15 protein-coding genes are annotated in these 14,854 nt (G+C 44.7%); 4 read left to right on the top strand and 11 right to left on the bottom strand.

Annotated features, from left to right (window positions below; translation table 11 throughout):
* The 7 genes from C6H66_RS19905 to C6H66_RS19875 form a co-directional block, all read right to left on the bottom strand.
* The gene (locus C6H66_RS19905; RefSeq protein WP_248000743.1) at positions 1-738 is read right to left on the bottom strand and encodes a fimbrial biogenesis chaperone; all 738 of its coding nucleotides are present in this window, start codon (positions 736-738) and stop codon (positions 1-3) included.
* 56 nt (positions 739-794) lie between these two features.
* On the bottom strand, positions 795-1,484 hold the full coding sequence (locus C6H66_RS19900) for a fimbrial protein (RefSeq protein WP_105396499.1): 690 nt from the start codon (positions 1,482-1,484) through the stop codon (positions 795-797).
* A gap of 55 nt (positions 1,485-1,539) precedes the next feature.
* Positions 1,540-2,241, bottom strand: a complete 702-nt coding sequence (locus C6H66_RS19895) for a fimbrial protein (RefSeq protein WP_105396498.1) — start codon at positions 2,239-2,241, stop codon at positions 1,540-1,542.
* A gap of 62 nt (positions 2,242-2,303) precedes the next feature.
* Positions 2,304-2,939 (bottom strand): fimbrial protein, encoded by a 636-nt coding sequence (locus C6H66_RS19890; RefSeq protein WP_248000742.1) that lies wholly within the window; start codon positions 2,937-2,939, stop codon positions 2,304-2,306.
* A complete protein-coding gene (locus tag C6H66_RS19885; RefSeq protein ID WP_105396497.1) occupies positions 2,908-3,651 on the bottom strand; it encodes a fimbrial biogenesis chaperone in 744 nt (247 codons plus the stop codon). The genes C6H66_RS19890 and C6H66_RS19885 overlap by 32 nt, the downstream gene beginning before the upstream one ends.
* Before the next feature lie 126 nt (positions 3,652-3,777).
* Positions 3,778-4,398, bottom strand: coding sequence for a fimbrial protein (locus C6H66_RS19880; protein WP_105396496.1), 621 nt, complete (start codon positions 4,396-4,398; stop codon positions 3,778-3,780).
* A gap of 426 nt (positions 4,399-4,824) precedes the next feature.
* Positions 4,825-5,391 carry a tyrosine-type DNA invertase gene (locus C6H66_RS19875; RefSeq protein WP_036778403.1) on the bottom strand — a complete coding sequence of 189 codons (567 nt, stop codon included), beginning with the start codon at positions 5,389-5,391 and terminating at the stop codon, positions 4,825-4,827.
* 441 nt (positions 5,392-5,832) lie between these two features.
* On the opposite strand from C6H66_RS19875, the gene recG reads away from it, so the two are divergent.
* The 3 genes from recG to C6H66_RS19860 all read left to right on the top strand — a co-directional run bounded on the left by recG (position 5,833) and on the right by C6H66_RS19860 (position 9,219).
* Entirely contained in the window at positions 5,833-7,914 is a 2,082-nt protein-coding gene (gene recG / locus C6H66_RS19870; protein ID WP_105396495.1) for an ATP-dependent DNA helicase RecG, read from the top strand.
* Between the two features lie 674 nt (positions 7,915-8,588).
* A complete protein-coding gene (locus C6H66_RS19865; protein WP_105396494.1) occupies positions 8,589-8,867 on the top strand; it encodes a hypothetical protein in 279 nt (92 codons plus the stop codon).
* 91 nt (positions 8,868-8,958) lie between these two features.
* A complete protein-coding gene (locus tag C6H66_RS19860; protein WP_105396493.1) occupies positions 8,959-9,219 on the top strand; it encodes a hypothetical protein in 261 nt (86 codons plus the stop codon).
* Between the two features lie 628 nt (positions 9,220-9,847).
* Here C6H66_RS19860 and C6H66_RS19855 read toward each other — a convergent pair.
* The 4 genes from C6H66_RS19855 to C6H66_RS19840 form a co-directional block, all read right to left on the bottom strand.
* Entirely contained in the window at positions 9,848-11,149 is a 1,302-nt protein-coding gene (locus C6H66_RS19855; RefSeq protein WP_105396492.1) for an RCC1 domain-containing protein, read from the bottom strand.
* Between the two features lie 82 nt (positions 11,150-11,231).
* The gene (locus C6H66_RS19850) at positions 11,232-12,542 is read right to left on the bottom strand and encodes an RCC1 domain-containing protein (protein ID WP_105396491.1); all 1,311 of its coding nucleotides are present in this window, start codon (positions 12,540-12,542) and stop codon (positions 11,232-11,234) included.
* A gap of 875 nt (positions 12,543-13,417) precedes the next feature.
* The gene (locus C6H66_RS19845) at positions 13,418-13,726 is read right to left on the bottom strand and encodes a type II toxin-antitoxin system RelE/ParE family toxin (RefSeq protein WP_105396490.1); all 309 of its coding nucleotides are present in this window, start codon (positions 13,724-13,726) and stop codon (positions 13,418-13,420) included.
* Positions 13,727-13,743: 17 nt separating this feature from the next.
* The gene (locus tag C6H66_RS19840; protein WP_036813788.1) at positions 13,744-14,208 is read right to left on the bottom strand and encodes an antitoxin PaaA2 family protein; all 465 of its coding nucleotides are present in this window, start codon (positions 14,206-14,208) and stop codon (positions 13,744-13,746) included.
* Positions 14,209-14,645: 437 nt separating this feature from the next.
* Between C6H66_RS19840 and C6H66_RS19830 the strand changes: the two genes are divergently transcribed.
* Positions 14,646-14,854: helix-turn-helix domain-containing protein (locus C6H66_RS19830; protein ID WP_181150249.1), on the top strand; the 209-nt coding region annotated here is incomplete at its 3' end.

Here is a 14,854-nt window from a genome sequence, read left to right as displayed (position 1 = left end):
TCAGTCAGCCTGTAACGTACCGCTCTGTAGCTTACTCACCCCGCCAATATCGGTAATCATCGACCATTCCACCTTACTGCCAGCTTTGCCAGCCAGGGGAAAAGTCGTCAGGCCGAAAGGCGCCAATATTGACGGGGCTTTATCAAAATCCACCGCCTTGCCGTCGAGTTTCAGTTGGGCAAAAGTCTGGTAATACGGTGTTGGGTTGGTCACTACCACACTATTACCTGATTGTGTAAACGTCAGCCGACCACGTGCCTGTTCCGGTGTCATCGGCAGCTTATCCGGCCGGTAGATAAGTTTAATATTCATACCCAGCGAGATAGATAGCGACGCGCCAATCTCATCTTGTTTGCCGTTGCTATTTTCCTTGCTCTCATCAGTTGTTTTCTTCGCCGGAATCGCATTAATCCGAAAACGAAACAGAGACTCACGATCAGCAGGAAAATCACCACCGGTACGTACAACGCGCATTACATTCAAGCTATCGCCCTCCATACGGAACAACGGGGGCAGCACCGTAAACTCCGATGAGCGGGTATTTGGGTTATCCCACGGCGTCACCGCAGCTTGTACCAGATAGACCTCTTCGCCTGAATTTTGCAGTGAGATGCTTTGCACCTTGTCACCCTGCTGATAAATAATGCGTGTCTTCCTCAACATCAGGCCCGCATGTGCTGACGACGACGCCATAACCGCCCATATCCCCAGCATCCCGATAACTATCAGCTTTTTCATATATCCCACTTCATTTCAGACACTATTCCTCAAATACACCCGGCTGATAACGTTATCTACTTCAAGTGTTCATACGAAAACTCAAAATGTATCCCTACTTCCGCAGCTCCTCCGCATAACACACTGGTCTCGTTACTCCCGGTTTTACACGTTACTGGATTATTTTTGTCGCCAAAACCACCCACATAAGCCCTAAACGTCCTCGTTGCTCCATCTTTTGCCAACGGTAACGACACCTTAAACGGCTTATTGCTAGGTTTCGCCTCTACAAACTGCTGGTTGCCAAGGTCCCGTAACCTAATCCCCACTCCCTCGGTAGTACTAGTATTATTTACAGGCATAAACAGTTCCAAATCACCTGAGTTTCTAGCACCATCAGTCCATATGTACAACGCTGGCGATTGGCCTGGACTTGGACTACAGTGACTAAGCTCAAACACCAGGTCTAAAGCAGAACTTTCCACATATTTGCTATTTTTCAGTTGACTCGCATAGACCTGAGGCATATCACCGGTATACATACCAGTAGTGCCGCCGTAGTTACCGTTCACACTCAACGCACAAGTCGGAGGCAACAGATTGCCTTTAATTGTGATCTCAATATTATCCTTACCATCCGCCTGAACCGACAAAGCCACGAAACCGATACTCCATCCAATCAGTACCATGATGAGCCACAAATATTTCGTTCTGCTGTGACATGTTATTAACTCACGCTTTATAAGAGTGTTATTTTTCGCTTTCATCTAACTCTCTTCCCCTCACTGGTCCCCATTTTTATCATCTGTGATCAACCGCATCTCAGGGATAAGAGTAGGTAAACGCGACTCGCGCAATTAACGAGCCAGGTCGAATAATCTTGCTATCCTTTCCACGCGCAATCGCTACCATTACCGGAAGCTGTGCACGACCATCCTCAAATAACAAATTGAGAGGATTCTCATGATTATTTATTACCAAATCACTATCCAGATTTATTTTCTTTTCATCATTTCCTAAGTGAACAATAAACCCCAACCCCTCAGAGGCGTTATCATCGGAACCAGAGACAGGATCACGGAATATTGAACCTTGTTCCGCGTCGATGGTATTTCCTGACACGGTGATAGCAGGTCCGTTTGGTGCAACATCCGGATCACCACAATTGGTTAATTCCAGATTAAATCTCTTGGTGCTTGATACATCCCCTGCTTGACTGAACTCCGCCGCCGGCAGCGAGCCGAAATTCAGCTCCGAACCATTGATATCACTACCACTGATCCCTACGTCACAAGGTTCAGGCACAACAGTTATAGCCAGATTTACGTTTATCCCACTCGATTTCGTCGATGGGAATGGGGGATCTGTAGGATCTTCAGATTCAGCCATGACGCCGCCTGCCAGACACAACAAAACTAACATCCCGCAACAAAGGCGGAGTATCACCATACGCAACATCGAACAGCCGCCATTACTCAGCAAAGCTGCTTGGTCACTCACTCTGTTTTTTTCTCGCCTTGTCACTTTGGTTCACCTTAAAACTCTCTCGTTCACAGCTATTCTGTTTAATGAATCGCGCAGCAAACTTAACGATAATCAAATGTAAAATTCACGTTGGCATAGATTTTTCCTGGCTTTTTACAGACCATTACCGTCTCCCCTACCGCCGGGGCGCATACCAGTGAAAACCTAACCGGCACAGAAGGAGTTTGAGCATTTATGACTGTGCCTTTATCCGCCAGATAAAATGGTTCACTATCCGCTATATTTGAGGACCATTCCGTTCCATTCAGCTTCTTCAAGCGCACCGTGACGCCCACCGCCTTTGAAACTGGAGCCTCGGTATTTTGACTACGAAACAGCGTCTTATCATTTGTACCAAAATGCTCTCCGGTAATAGTAATCGCAGGAGCAACCCTGTTTGCATCGATCACATCTGAGCAATTTCTCAGAGTGAGATTGGTTTCCCCGTAGGCGCTCCCTGATACCAGGCTGGCAAATTGCACTTTGCCCAGATCGATATTGTTGTTATCCACAGCGATATCACACGTTCCGTAGGCAATATCGGCCTTAAATGTGACGATGGCAGAATTCGCCGCCCACAAGGGGCCAGAAAAGAGCCACAGGACTCCGCCCACGCCGATGTAATTCAGGTACCTGCGTAGACGCTGAACCCTTGAGATACCGGCTTTACTGAATTTCACCATTGAAGTTCTCTCCACCGCCGAGATCGCTGATCACCGCCCATTCCACTCTCTTTTTATTCTGATTATTTTGAGCGGGATAAACATGGCTACTGAAAGGCGCCAGCATTTGTGGGTGACTTTCAGAAAACTTCACCGGCACGCCATCAACTTTGATCTGGGTAAAGCTGATGTGATAAGGCGAATTGTTGCTAACTTGAACGCCCCCGGAAGCATGGGTAAAGCGCAGCGCTTTGTATGCCTGCTCTGGCGTACCCACCAATCCCGTTGGCCGATAAAATAGTTTGATGGTATTGCCGATGGCATAAGTTATCCCGCCGCCAATCTTAGTTTCTTCGAAACGCTGGCTCGGCGGATTATTACTACCGGGAATAGCAGAGGCATTAAAATAAAAGACGCTCTCCCGATCAGTCGGCAACTTACTGGTATCGCCTAAGATGCGCAGAACATTGGTTCCTTTAGGGTCCAAACGGAATAAAGGAGGCGTGACGTAAAAAGGCGCTTTACCCTTGCCGTCAACGGTGCGAGTAATCTTAGTTGTCACCAAGTAAGGGATATTGGTTGTCGTATTGCGTACTGAGACTGTTGTTGCAGCTTTATCCTGTAAGAAAATAATGCGTGTAACATCGATGCCAAACCCGCCTTCGGCCTGACTCTGCGACGCGAACAAAAACGCGCCCAATACAAGGCTTTTTACTATGATGTTGGAAAGTCGGAGTTTATTGATCATCTTTTGTTTCTCACTGTCTTGGCTCTGCCCGCCAGTAACTGCCTAATAAAAGGCGTCATCAATCATCTAGAATTTTTCACCAAAGAAGCCCGAGGAGGTTCTCCTCAGGCTAAAGCCACATAAAAGTCAGTCATACGCATAGGAGAAGGTGATGGGAGCATAAATCCGCTGATTTCCAGGAACATCTTTGCCCGTTGTTGCTATAAATACAACAAACTTTGCATAACTATTCTTGATGTCAGCTGAATCTTTGTCGTCTATTTTCACAGAAGGAACAGTCATATCAATCAAGCTTTCACTTTTAATAGGTGTTAATACATCATTTTCTAAATGATTTAGTATTATACCTGCCTGTTCCTTACTATCTTTGTTAAAGAGATAACCCCCTGATCCATTCAAAGTTTGACCTGTCACATACAACTTAACTTTAGTTGCATCTTTATTGTCTGAAGAGCAGTTAGCAAGACCAATAGTAAAATGCCTTTCACTGCTAGATATAAATTTTTTAATTTCTGCGTGTGGAAATTTATTACCCGGATCTACAAACTCTACTTTTGTATGGTTCCCCGTATCCACCGTCCCATTTGAGCCTGGGTTGGTAACATCACATGTTGCAGTCACAATCGTACCAGTAACATTTACTGTGGTATTATTCCCCCCTTTATTTTCCTCACCTGCTGCCAAAGCAGCCGAAGCTGCCCCCATAACCAGCGCTGCCACCGCGCTTATCTTTAATATCTTTTTCATTTCATTAATCTCTTTTAACTACCTAACTAAAGTCCGATTCAAGCTCGCGCATCATGTTTTGATAAACAGAGGCATCTAGCTGTACAAAAATTTGTCAATTAGGACCATTTTGACTATCGAAACATAGCTATTTTTCTGTATAAAAACAGCACCATACAGAGTTAATATGCGATTATTTCGCAAATTTTAAGGATATCATCTTTACCTATCCTAAAATTAAAAACAAAAATTTTGCTAAAGTGACAACAAAAGGGCAATGTTTTTGCATGTTGTAATAAAAAGAGTGGATTATTGGAATGTTTCTGTGGTAGGATTATTGAGTTTTACAAATATATACAAATCTATCTCTTTTTTTATTAGAAAACTTTTAGTACAATTTCTAGGCGATCGTGTTTCGATAGTCAAAATGGTCCTAACTGTCGTACCTTAACGCCTACCTTTTACGCCCCAAACTCCTTGAAAACGTTCAACATTACTCGCGGTATAACGTACCGTATGGCGAATGTTTTTATGTCCAAGATAGTCTTGTATTAGCCGGGTATCGATTCCTCGATCTGCAAGGGCAAAACCGCAGGCATGACGCAACATATGTGGATGAGGCTCTACCGCGATATTCGCCCGTTGCCCTAACTGGTTGATAATCTGATAGATGCGCTGGCGAGTCAGTGGTTTCCCACAACGCGATAGAAATAACCAATCACTATCAGCGCCCTGAAAAGTTTTGCGCACTTTAAGCCATGCCTTAATCGCCTTAACTTCACGCTGCAAAAGGGGATGATTAGTACAAAATCCGCCTTTTAATCGCCTGATATATAGGCATTTTTCTTTTAACTCCATGTCAGATAACCGCAAATGCCTGGCTTCGCTAACACGAAAACCGTGGATATAGCTCATATACACCAGACAGTAATTTCGTTCTGGATTAGGCCCCACTTTCGCCATTTCCAACATGCTTTCTACTTCTGATTGAGTCAGATATTTTCTTTGGCCCATGATTATTTCTCCAAAATATATTGATAGCACAACCCGGCGATATCCCGCTTAGAACAGATATAAGCTAGGATAAAATAGACACCGCTACCCAAAACGATGGCCTATTGTTCACCGAGGCTACAAGAGGTTATACAGATATGGGGCAAAATTTAAACACCTTTTTTGATTATTTTTTCACCTCGCAAGCACGTTAGTTTACATTTGACCGACAGGACAGATTATTCAAAACAGGCTACAAGAACCTGTCGTTACAAATCGTCTTTTTCGTTATAGCGGCTTACTCTTAAAGGTATTGATATGGTTTTCAACCAGTTACCGAGGAAAATATTCCATTGATTACATTAAACTCGCCTGTATTATTATGGCTGGTAAACAGGATCAGGCCGTGACCTGTAAAACCTGATGGAGTGCCATGCAATTAACGGAGATAAAAGAAACCTTATGAGAGGCCCATTGCTTGATGCCATCCCTCTGACTTCCCTGCGTGGTGTCGGGGCAAGTCAGGCCGCCAAATTAGCAAAAATAGGGCTGGTTAATTTGCAGGATCTTCTGCTGCATTTCCCGCTGCGTTATGAAGACCAGACACGCCTTTATACTATTAATGATCTTTTGCCGGGTATTTCCGCCACCGTCGCAGGTGAAATCCTGCGTACCGATGTTACTGTTAGTCGTCGCCGAACCCTGACCTGCAAAATGAGTGATGGCACCGGCGTGCTCACGCTGCGCTTTTTTAACTTTTCGGCGGCAATGAGAAACAATCTGGCGAAAGGGAAACAGGTTGTTGTCTATGGTGAAATCAGAAGAGGCAGTCAGGGCGCCGAAATTATTCATCCTGAGTATAAGATTCAAAATCGTACTGGAAATGTACAACTTCAAGAGACATTAACCCCCATTTACCCGACAACAGAAGGTGTTCGTCAGGCGACGCTGCGTAATCTCATTGATCAAGCGCTGAAATTGCTGGACACCTGTGCAATCAATGAACTCCTGCCGGAAGAACTTAGCCGCTCCATGATTAGTCTGCCGCAAGCACTGCATACTTTGCACCGCCCGACACCGGATATTGCTCTGGCGGATCTGGAAACCGGCAGACATCCCGCTTATCGCCGTCTGGTTCTGGAAGAACTTTTAGCTCACCATTTGAGTATGCTAGCCGTCAGAGCCGGCGTACAACGCTATCACGCTCAGTCGCTGCCGACTGAGGACAAGTTAAAACCGCAATTCCTTAATCGCCTGCCATTTTCTCCAACTCATGCGCAACAACGGGTTGTTTCGGAAATTGAATTGGATCTGGCAAAAGATGTTCCCATGATGCGACTGATTCAGGGCGATGTAGGTTCAGGAAAAACGCTGGTTGCCGCATTGGCTGCGTTGCGAGCCATTGCGCATGGTAAACAGGTCGCCTTGATGGCGCCGACTGAACTACTGGCAGAACAACATGCAAATACCTTTCGGCAATGGCTGGAACCGTTGGGTATTCAGGTCGGCTGGCTGGCGGGTAAGCAAAAGGGGAAAGCGCGTCAGAAGCAACAAGAAGCCATTGCCAACGGCCAAGTCGCCATGATTGTCGGTACCCATGCCATGTTTCAGGAACAAGTGAAGTTTTCCGGTCTGGCGCTGGTGATTATTGATGAGCAACATCGGTTTGGTGTGCATCAACGTCTGGCTTTATGGGAAAAAGGACGTGAGCAGGGTTTTCATCCTCACCAATTGATTATGACGGCCACCCCGATTCCCCGTACCTTAGCCATGACCGCTTATGCAGATCTCGATACTTCTATTATTGATGAATTACCACCGGGGAGAACGCCGGTGACGACCGTTGCGATCCCGGATACACGCCGTGAAGAGATTATCAAACGGATCAGAAACGCCTGCCTTGATGAAAATAGACAAGTCTATTGGGTCTGTACGCTAATTGAAGATTCCGATGTGCTGGAAGCTCAAGCCGCGCAAGCCACCAGTGAAGAACTTACTCTTGCTTTACCGGAACTGAAAGTCGGGCTGGTGCATGGCCGCATGAAAGCCGCAGAAAAGCAGGCAGTGATGGAGGCTTTTAAATGTGGAGAATTACAGCTTCTGGTTGCAACAACGGTTATTGAAGTGGGCGTGGATGTGCCGAATGCCAGTTTGATGGTTATTGATAACCCGGAACGGCTCGGCTTGGCGCAACTTCATCAATTACGTGGACGAGTTGGCCGTGGGGCTATCGCTTCTCATTGTGTTTTACTTTACAAAACGCCGCTGAGTAGTACTGCCAGAATACGTCTGCAAGTGCTTAGAGACAGTAATGATGGTTTTGTTATCGCGCAGAAAGATCTGGAAATTCGTGGTCCCGGTGAATTATTAGGAACACGCCAAACAGGGAATGCGGAATTTAAGGTGGCTGATTTGCTAAGAGATCAGGGAATGTTGCCGGAAGTTCAGCGTATTGCCCGCCATCTCCACCAGCATTATCCTGAACATGCCCGCGCCTTGATTGAACGCTGGCTACCGGAACGGGTACATTATGGTAATGCGTGATTGAGGATATATCGGAGCGTTTTTTTTGTTTCTCAAAGCTGCCAAAAATACAGATATCTGGTTTTATCCAATAATTAAGATGCTCTGCTATAGAGCTTTCTTTTAATTATTCCGTTTAATTGTTCATGTATTATTTCCAAAGGAATGGAAAACACAACCACAATTATTCCTAAATTAGCACCAGCGTTAAAATATATCCCAATAAAATATAAATGGTTTTTTATTATTTTCTTAAAAAAATCGAATCTAATACCTCGGATTAACTGATACGACGTGTCACTATCCGAAGTCTTTTATCAGCTAACTGGAGTGACAGGCGGTTTCGCCATTTTTTATCAAATTCAGTTGATGGTGTGTACGGTATTAGCGCAACGTTATGCTCAAAGGTTAAAACGGAAATAGATGTAAACCTATGATATGAATTCAAGAGTAATTATTATATTTACATCAATGTAATATTGAGTTACTAAGTTTAAATAGTAAATATTTCTATTAACTCAATGAATGTAATTTTAAATATTTTCTTCTCGAAGTATAAAACCTTGATGGAGGTCACACAAATAATAGTTTTGTTGGTCTTTTTTATCCTATACTTATATTTCATTATGGTACATATTAGGGTGTTTTTAAATTAGAGCTAAATAAATCTACGTTGATATAATGGAGAGGTTAATATGATTTATGTCAAAAATCTTTCAGATAATGTGGTTAAAGTCGCAATTAGTAAATGGAGTAGTGAAGAAGGTAATGACGAATATATTGAAATTAATCCAGAAGAAGTAGTTCAATGGGATAGATCAGATAGGCGCGGTTTTTTAATGTCAGTAGTACGCGAAGATAATATTCCAGAGTTGTATTCAATAAAATCAGATGGCTACTTAATTATTAATAATAACAATATTGAAAATAACGGCGAAGAGATAAATTATTTATATTCGATACAATCTAACTAAAAAATTTTATTATTTATCTAGTTTTCTTAATTTACGTTCATATGCCATTGAATTAAATGAAAATATTCATTATTGATATAGTGGAGGATTTATGATTTATGTTAAAAATCTCTCAACTGAACCGGTTAAAGTTTCGGTTAATAAATGTGGAGAGGAAGGTAGAGAGGAATATTTAGATCTTGATTGTGAAGATGTCAAGGTGTGGGATCTATCCGATACGCATGGTTTTATATTGTCAGTAATACAGAGAGGTATTGAAAAATCATATCCTGCTTCTAATAACAGTTTTATTATTATTTTTGATGATTATGTACAAGATAGCGGCACCAATATATCTCCTCAAAAGAAATAAATGAGAACTTGTCATCCGATTTAATTGAGTGTTAGACAAAATTAAATCACCATAATCAGGAATGGAATCTCCATTCCTGAGCTATTTATACTCAACGGTTTGCTACTTTTGCCCCTAATGCTTCTTTTATGCTTGATTGATAAAGATATTTACAGCCTCTTTATAATTAATCAGTTGTTTTATCAACTTCCTCTGCCCGCATTTCCAGACTGGTGTTTAATCCCAACATTTTATGAATAAGATAATAGAAAAAATTATCGACTGATATCTATAGGTTAATATTAAATTGTTTTTTGGCAGTTGGTTTTAGATTATTTTTATCGATGATGAGTAAAAATTAAAATTATGAGGTTTGAACAACATAATTTAATAAAGATGTACATTTTTATGGCTAATTTTATTAATACGTAAATATGTAATTTAATCTACTAAGCATTAACCGTAAAGCAAAGAATAAAAACCTCCAAGGATGACGTAATATTTTTTCTGTTTATAAAAAAGTGAGTTAGTTTGGTAATAACAAGAGCGGGAAAGCTAATATTTCAAATTAAATAAACGATAGGCTGAACCGAGGTATTATAGCTCAGCCTTGGTTTTAGGGTTTTTAGTAATTTATAATGACAGTGGATTAATCATCATATTCACTGTGTACTATATTATCGTTACCAACATCCCAGGCTAATCTTTCTCCATTCGCCCGCAGGACTGAGAATGAATTTTTTGATGCGCTCAGGCTGACGATATCTTGTAATCGGGCTATTCCGGGGGGGATCTGGACATTCAAGCTTCGGGGCCCCCAAACGACCACGCTACCGTTCGCCCGTAGGGCTGCGAAAGCATCATTTGCTGCACTCAGGCTGACAATATCCTTTAATTTGGCGATTTCGGGTGGGACTCTGAGATCACCCCAAGAGACCACGCTGCGATCTGCTCTCTGGGCAGCGAAGGCAAAACCTGTTGTTTTCAGACTGACGATATCCTTTAATGCGGCAATTTCAGGTGGGATTACACCCCCAAAAAAACTGTTCCCCCAGACGACTACACTACGGTTGGCCCGTAGGGCCGCGAAAGCATCACCTGTTGTACTTAAGCTGACAATATCTCGTAATTTGGCAATGTCTGGAGGGACTTGGCCACCCCAATTATCAATCCCCCAGCTAACTATACTACCGTTGGCCCGCAGAGCTGTAAAAGCAGAACTTGCTGAACTCAGGCTAACAATATCCTGTAGTCTGGCAATTTCTGGTGGAACTTGCCCCCCCGAGCTTAGTTGTCCCCAGGCGACCACACTACGATTTGTCCGCAGGGCTGCAAATGCATTTGTTCCCGCACTTATGCTGACAATATCCTGTAATTTGGCAATTTCTGGTGAGATCTCACCGCCTAGAAAATCAAGCCCCCAAGCAACCACGCTACGATTTGCCCGCAGGGCCGCAAAAGCACTACCAGCTACACTTATACTGACAATATCCTGTAATTTAGCAACTTCTGGCGGGATTTGCCCGCCAGAGTCCGAAGCCCCCCAAGCGACTACACTGCGGTTGGCCCGCAGGGCTGTGAAAGCACCTCTTGTTGCACTTAGGCTGACAATATCCTGTAATTCAGCAACTTCTGGCGGAACCTCGCCGCCCCAATCTTTCAGTCCCCAGGCGACTACGCTACGATTTGCCCGCAAAGCTGCGAAAGCAGAGCTTGTTGTACTGAGACTGACAATATCCTGCAATTGAGCAATTTCGGGCGGAATTTGGCCGCCATAACGTTCATCTCCCCAGGCGATCACTCTGCCATTTGGCAATAACATGGCGCTGGCCCCGTTAAAAGCGCTAGAGATCTTGTCATCAGAGTTACTATTTATACCGGATTGCCGGTATTGATTTATAGAATTATTGCGGGTATCCCCGTTTAGTGAGAAATCGTCATTTTGGTTCATTTTATTCTCCTAAATAAGGTCATATTGGATTTACCTTATCCACAAGTGATTTGTACCGTAGGACCTTTGCCCAATGGGTTAATTAATTTTCATATTCATGATGCACGTTATTGTCGTAAGCAGAACCCCAGGCTACTTTCCGACCATTAGCCCGCAATACGGCGAATGAGTTTTTTGACGCACTCAGGCTGACGATATCTTGTAATCGGGCTATCCCGGATGGAATTTGGTTGCCTTGATAACTGCCATATCCCCAAGCAACGACGCTACCATTCGCCCGTAGGGCGGCAAACGCGGTTTCTGTCGCACTGATACTGATAATATCTTGCAATTGGGCAATTTCGGGCGGAGTTGAAATACCATTGCCTCCCCAGACAACTACACTGCGGTTTGCCCGCAAGGCCGCGAAAGCACCATATGTTGTGCTCAGACTGACGATATCCTGTAATTTGGCAATTTCGGGCGGAACACTGCCACCCGAATATTTGCTTCCCCAAGCGACGACGCTGTGATTTGCCCGCAGGGCTGCAAATGCAGTTCCTGTTGCACTGATACTGACAATATCCTGCAAGTTAGCAATTTCAGGCGGAACCTGGTCGCCCGAATTTTTGAAGCCCCAAGCGACTACACTGCGGTTCGACCGCAGGGCCACGAAAGCAGAGTCTGTTGCACTCAGGCTGACAACATCCTGCAATTGGGCAATTTCTGGCGAAACCTGCCCGCCCCAATTCTCAAGTCCCCAAGCGACCACGCTCCGATTTGCCCGCAGGGCGGCAAATGCGTTTACTGTTGAACTCAGGCTGACAATATCTTGCCGCTCTGCAATTTCAGGCGGTACCTTACCGCCAGAATATTCATCGCCCCAAGCCACTACGCTACCGTTCTCCCGTAGAGCCGCGAAAGCGGAGCCTGTTGTACTCAAGCTAACAATATCCTGCAATTTGGCAATTTCTGGTGGAACCTGACCGCCGAAATTCTCATCGCCCCAGGCGACCACACTACCGTTTACTCTCAGGGCCGCAAAAGCAGAATCTGTTGCCTTCAAGCTGACAATATCCTGCAATTTGGCAATTTCTGGTGGGATTTGACCACCTTTATCCTCGTTCCCCCAAGTAACCACGCTACGGTTTTTCCGCAGAGCCGCGAAAGCCTCACTTGTCGCACTCAGACTAACGATATCCTGCAATTCGGCAATATCGGGCGGGATTTGGCTACTATAATCATTTCCCCAAGCCATCACTCTGCCATTTGGCAATAACATCGCCGTTGACTCGTTATTAGAGACGATAGAAGTATTATTCTCAGAGGAGCTACTCCTATCCGGTTGCCAATATTGCTTGATAGGATTACCTTCGGCATCCATGTTTGGTGAGGGTTCGTTATTTTGATTCATATTATTCTCCTAATGATGGTGATATCGGATTAACCTTCTTACCTACAGGGGAATCTATGCCATAAAACCTATCCCTTGCGGGTTAAGCTGAATTTCTACTGCCATTTACTACTAGCTATTCTTTGATGAAGAAGATAATAGAAAAAATTATCGACTGACAATTATAGGTTAATACTAAATTGATTTTTTGGTAGTTGGTTTTAGATTATTTTTTATCGATACAGCGTAAAAATTAAAATTATGAGACTTGGGCAACAGAATTTAGGGGATCTGTACATCCTTATTGCTACTTTTATTAATACGCAAACATGTAACTTAATCTACTAAGTATTATCTGTAAAGCAAAGAATAAAAATCACCAAAAGGGGCGCAATATATTTTCTATTTATAAAGAAATGAGTTACTTTTTTTCTTTAGGATTTACATTAAAAACTATTTCGTAGAGAGCGGGAGTGATAAAATTTAAAGTGAATATTCCATAGGTTGAATTATTATATTTTTCTCAACCATTGGTTAATAACCGACAATAACAAAATAATACTTAATAGATTAACTAAATCGAGAGAGCAATACCCATTCATTATCGACATTCAGAATGATCTATTAGACGATTATGATTCACGGACAATATTACAAAGCCAGTGACAACGGTAGCAAAGAGCAAGTTAAAAGCTGCGGATATCGTCTGTGTGACGAAATGTCGCAGGTCATCTTAAAGCATTAAGCAATAGTAAATGCGGGGCTACGCCAGCCCTGCATTTGTTGGCAGTTATCGCAGCTACCCGGCCACTACCCCTTTTAATTGAGAGCATAAAAAAGTCTGGGGCGCTTTTTTACGCTCTCCATCTCCTGCTGGGAGATCCGCTGTCACCATGTCACGGCGTTTGCTGCGTCGCGTGTTTCACTCGCAAAATTTCGACGGTGCGCGCCTCGTCCAGCACGCGATAAAAAATAATGTAGTTCCGATGCGCGACCAGCTCGCGCACATAATCCGGCAGGCCGGGCCGCCCGGTGCGGCCAAGCTCCGGGTGCTGCGCAAGCGGCAAAGTCTTGTCGCGTAGCTCCTGACCGAAGCTGCGCGCCCCGGTCGGGTTGTCTTTGCCTATGTATCGAACAATGGCGCGCAAATCCTCGCGGGCCTTCGGTCGCCACTCGATGCGGTAAGGGGTCTTTGCTTTCGCCATAAATCAGCCAGCCGCGCTCAAGCGCGCTTCCTTTTGGCGGGCTTGTGTTCGGCGGCCAAGGCGGCAATATCAGCGTCCATCTCGGCCATAACCTCATCGTGTGAAAGATTCGGGCGCGGGTCGTCGATAGCATCCTGAATCTCAGCGGCCAGCCACTCCGAGTAGGCGGCGGCTTGGTGGGCCTTACGCATTGCCTCGGCCCGGCCACGATTGCCAGCGGTTTCTTCTTTCTCGTCCGGGTTCCACTCACTGGCGTCGAACTGGCCGATGGTGATGCCTACGTCGCGCAACACGTTCAGGGCGGCAATGGGGTTGCCGAAACGGCGCGGCTCCTGGCTGCGGGCCTTCGCCAGCAAAGCGGCGACACCGCTGCGGGTTGCGATCTGCACAAGGAAGGTTCCGCCCTGCCCTTTCAGGGTCACACCTTCCACGCCGCCGGAATCGCTTGCGGCGCGTAGCTGCTCAATGGTCATGCTTTTCATGATTCACTCCTTATAGGGTGATGAAAGTAACAGGGTTGATTGTGCATGTTTCCTAGTAAATGCGCAATCACCTAGACAAAAAAGGTTGGATAACATTTAATGGACATTAAGCTCCGTTCACCAAACGGAGCAGAACACCACCTCCCCAGACTTTCCCACCAGAAATGCTCTCACTCGACGAGCGGGGTCCAAAAATCATCTTGGTTGGCGGTTGGCTATTTTGATTACTGGTAGCTCCATGCACTTTTAACCATAATAGCTATTCGAACCATTTTAGCAAAATCCGCCGTAAACCCTCGCCCAATGCGGGCGGTGATATAAGGCGAAAAGCCCGCAGGGCTTTCAGGTTATTAACCATCACGTTCACTGGCAGCCCGGGGGGGACACGGCCAAAAAAAGCGGTTAAAATACATAAACTATCCCGATGAGCGCTGATGATGTTAAGAGCCACCAAAGTCCGCATTTACCCGACACCCGAACAGGCTGATTATCTCAATGCTCAGTTCGGTGCGGTCCGTTTCGCGTACAACAAGGCGCTCCACATTAAGAAGCACGCTTATCAACGCCACGGGGTGAACCTCAGCCCGCGTAAAGACCTCAAACCCTTACTGTCAGTGGCGAAAAAATCCCGCCGGTATGCCTGGCT

The sequence above is a fragment of the Photorhabdus hindustanensis genome (assembly GCF_002968995.1).
Taxonomy (GTDB): Bacteria; Pseudomonadota; Gammaproteobacteria; order Enterobacterales; family Enterobacteriaceae; genus Photorhabdus; species Photorhabdus akhurstii.
This window is presented reverse-complemented; position numbering and strand designations above follow the sequence as displayed.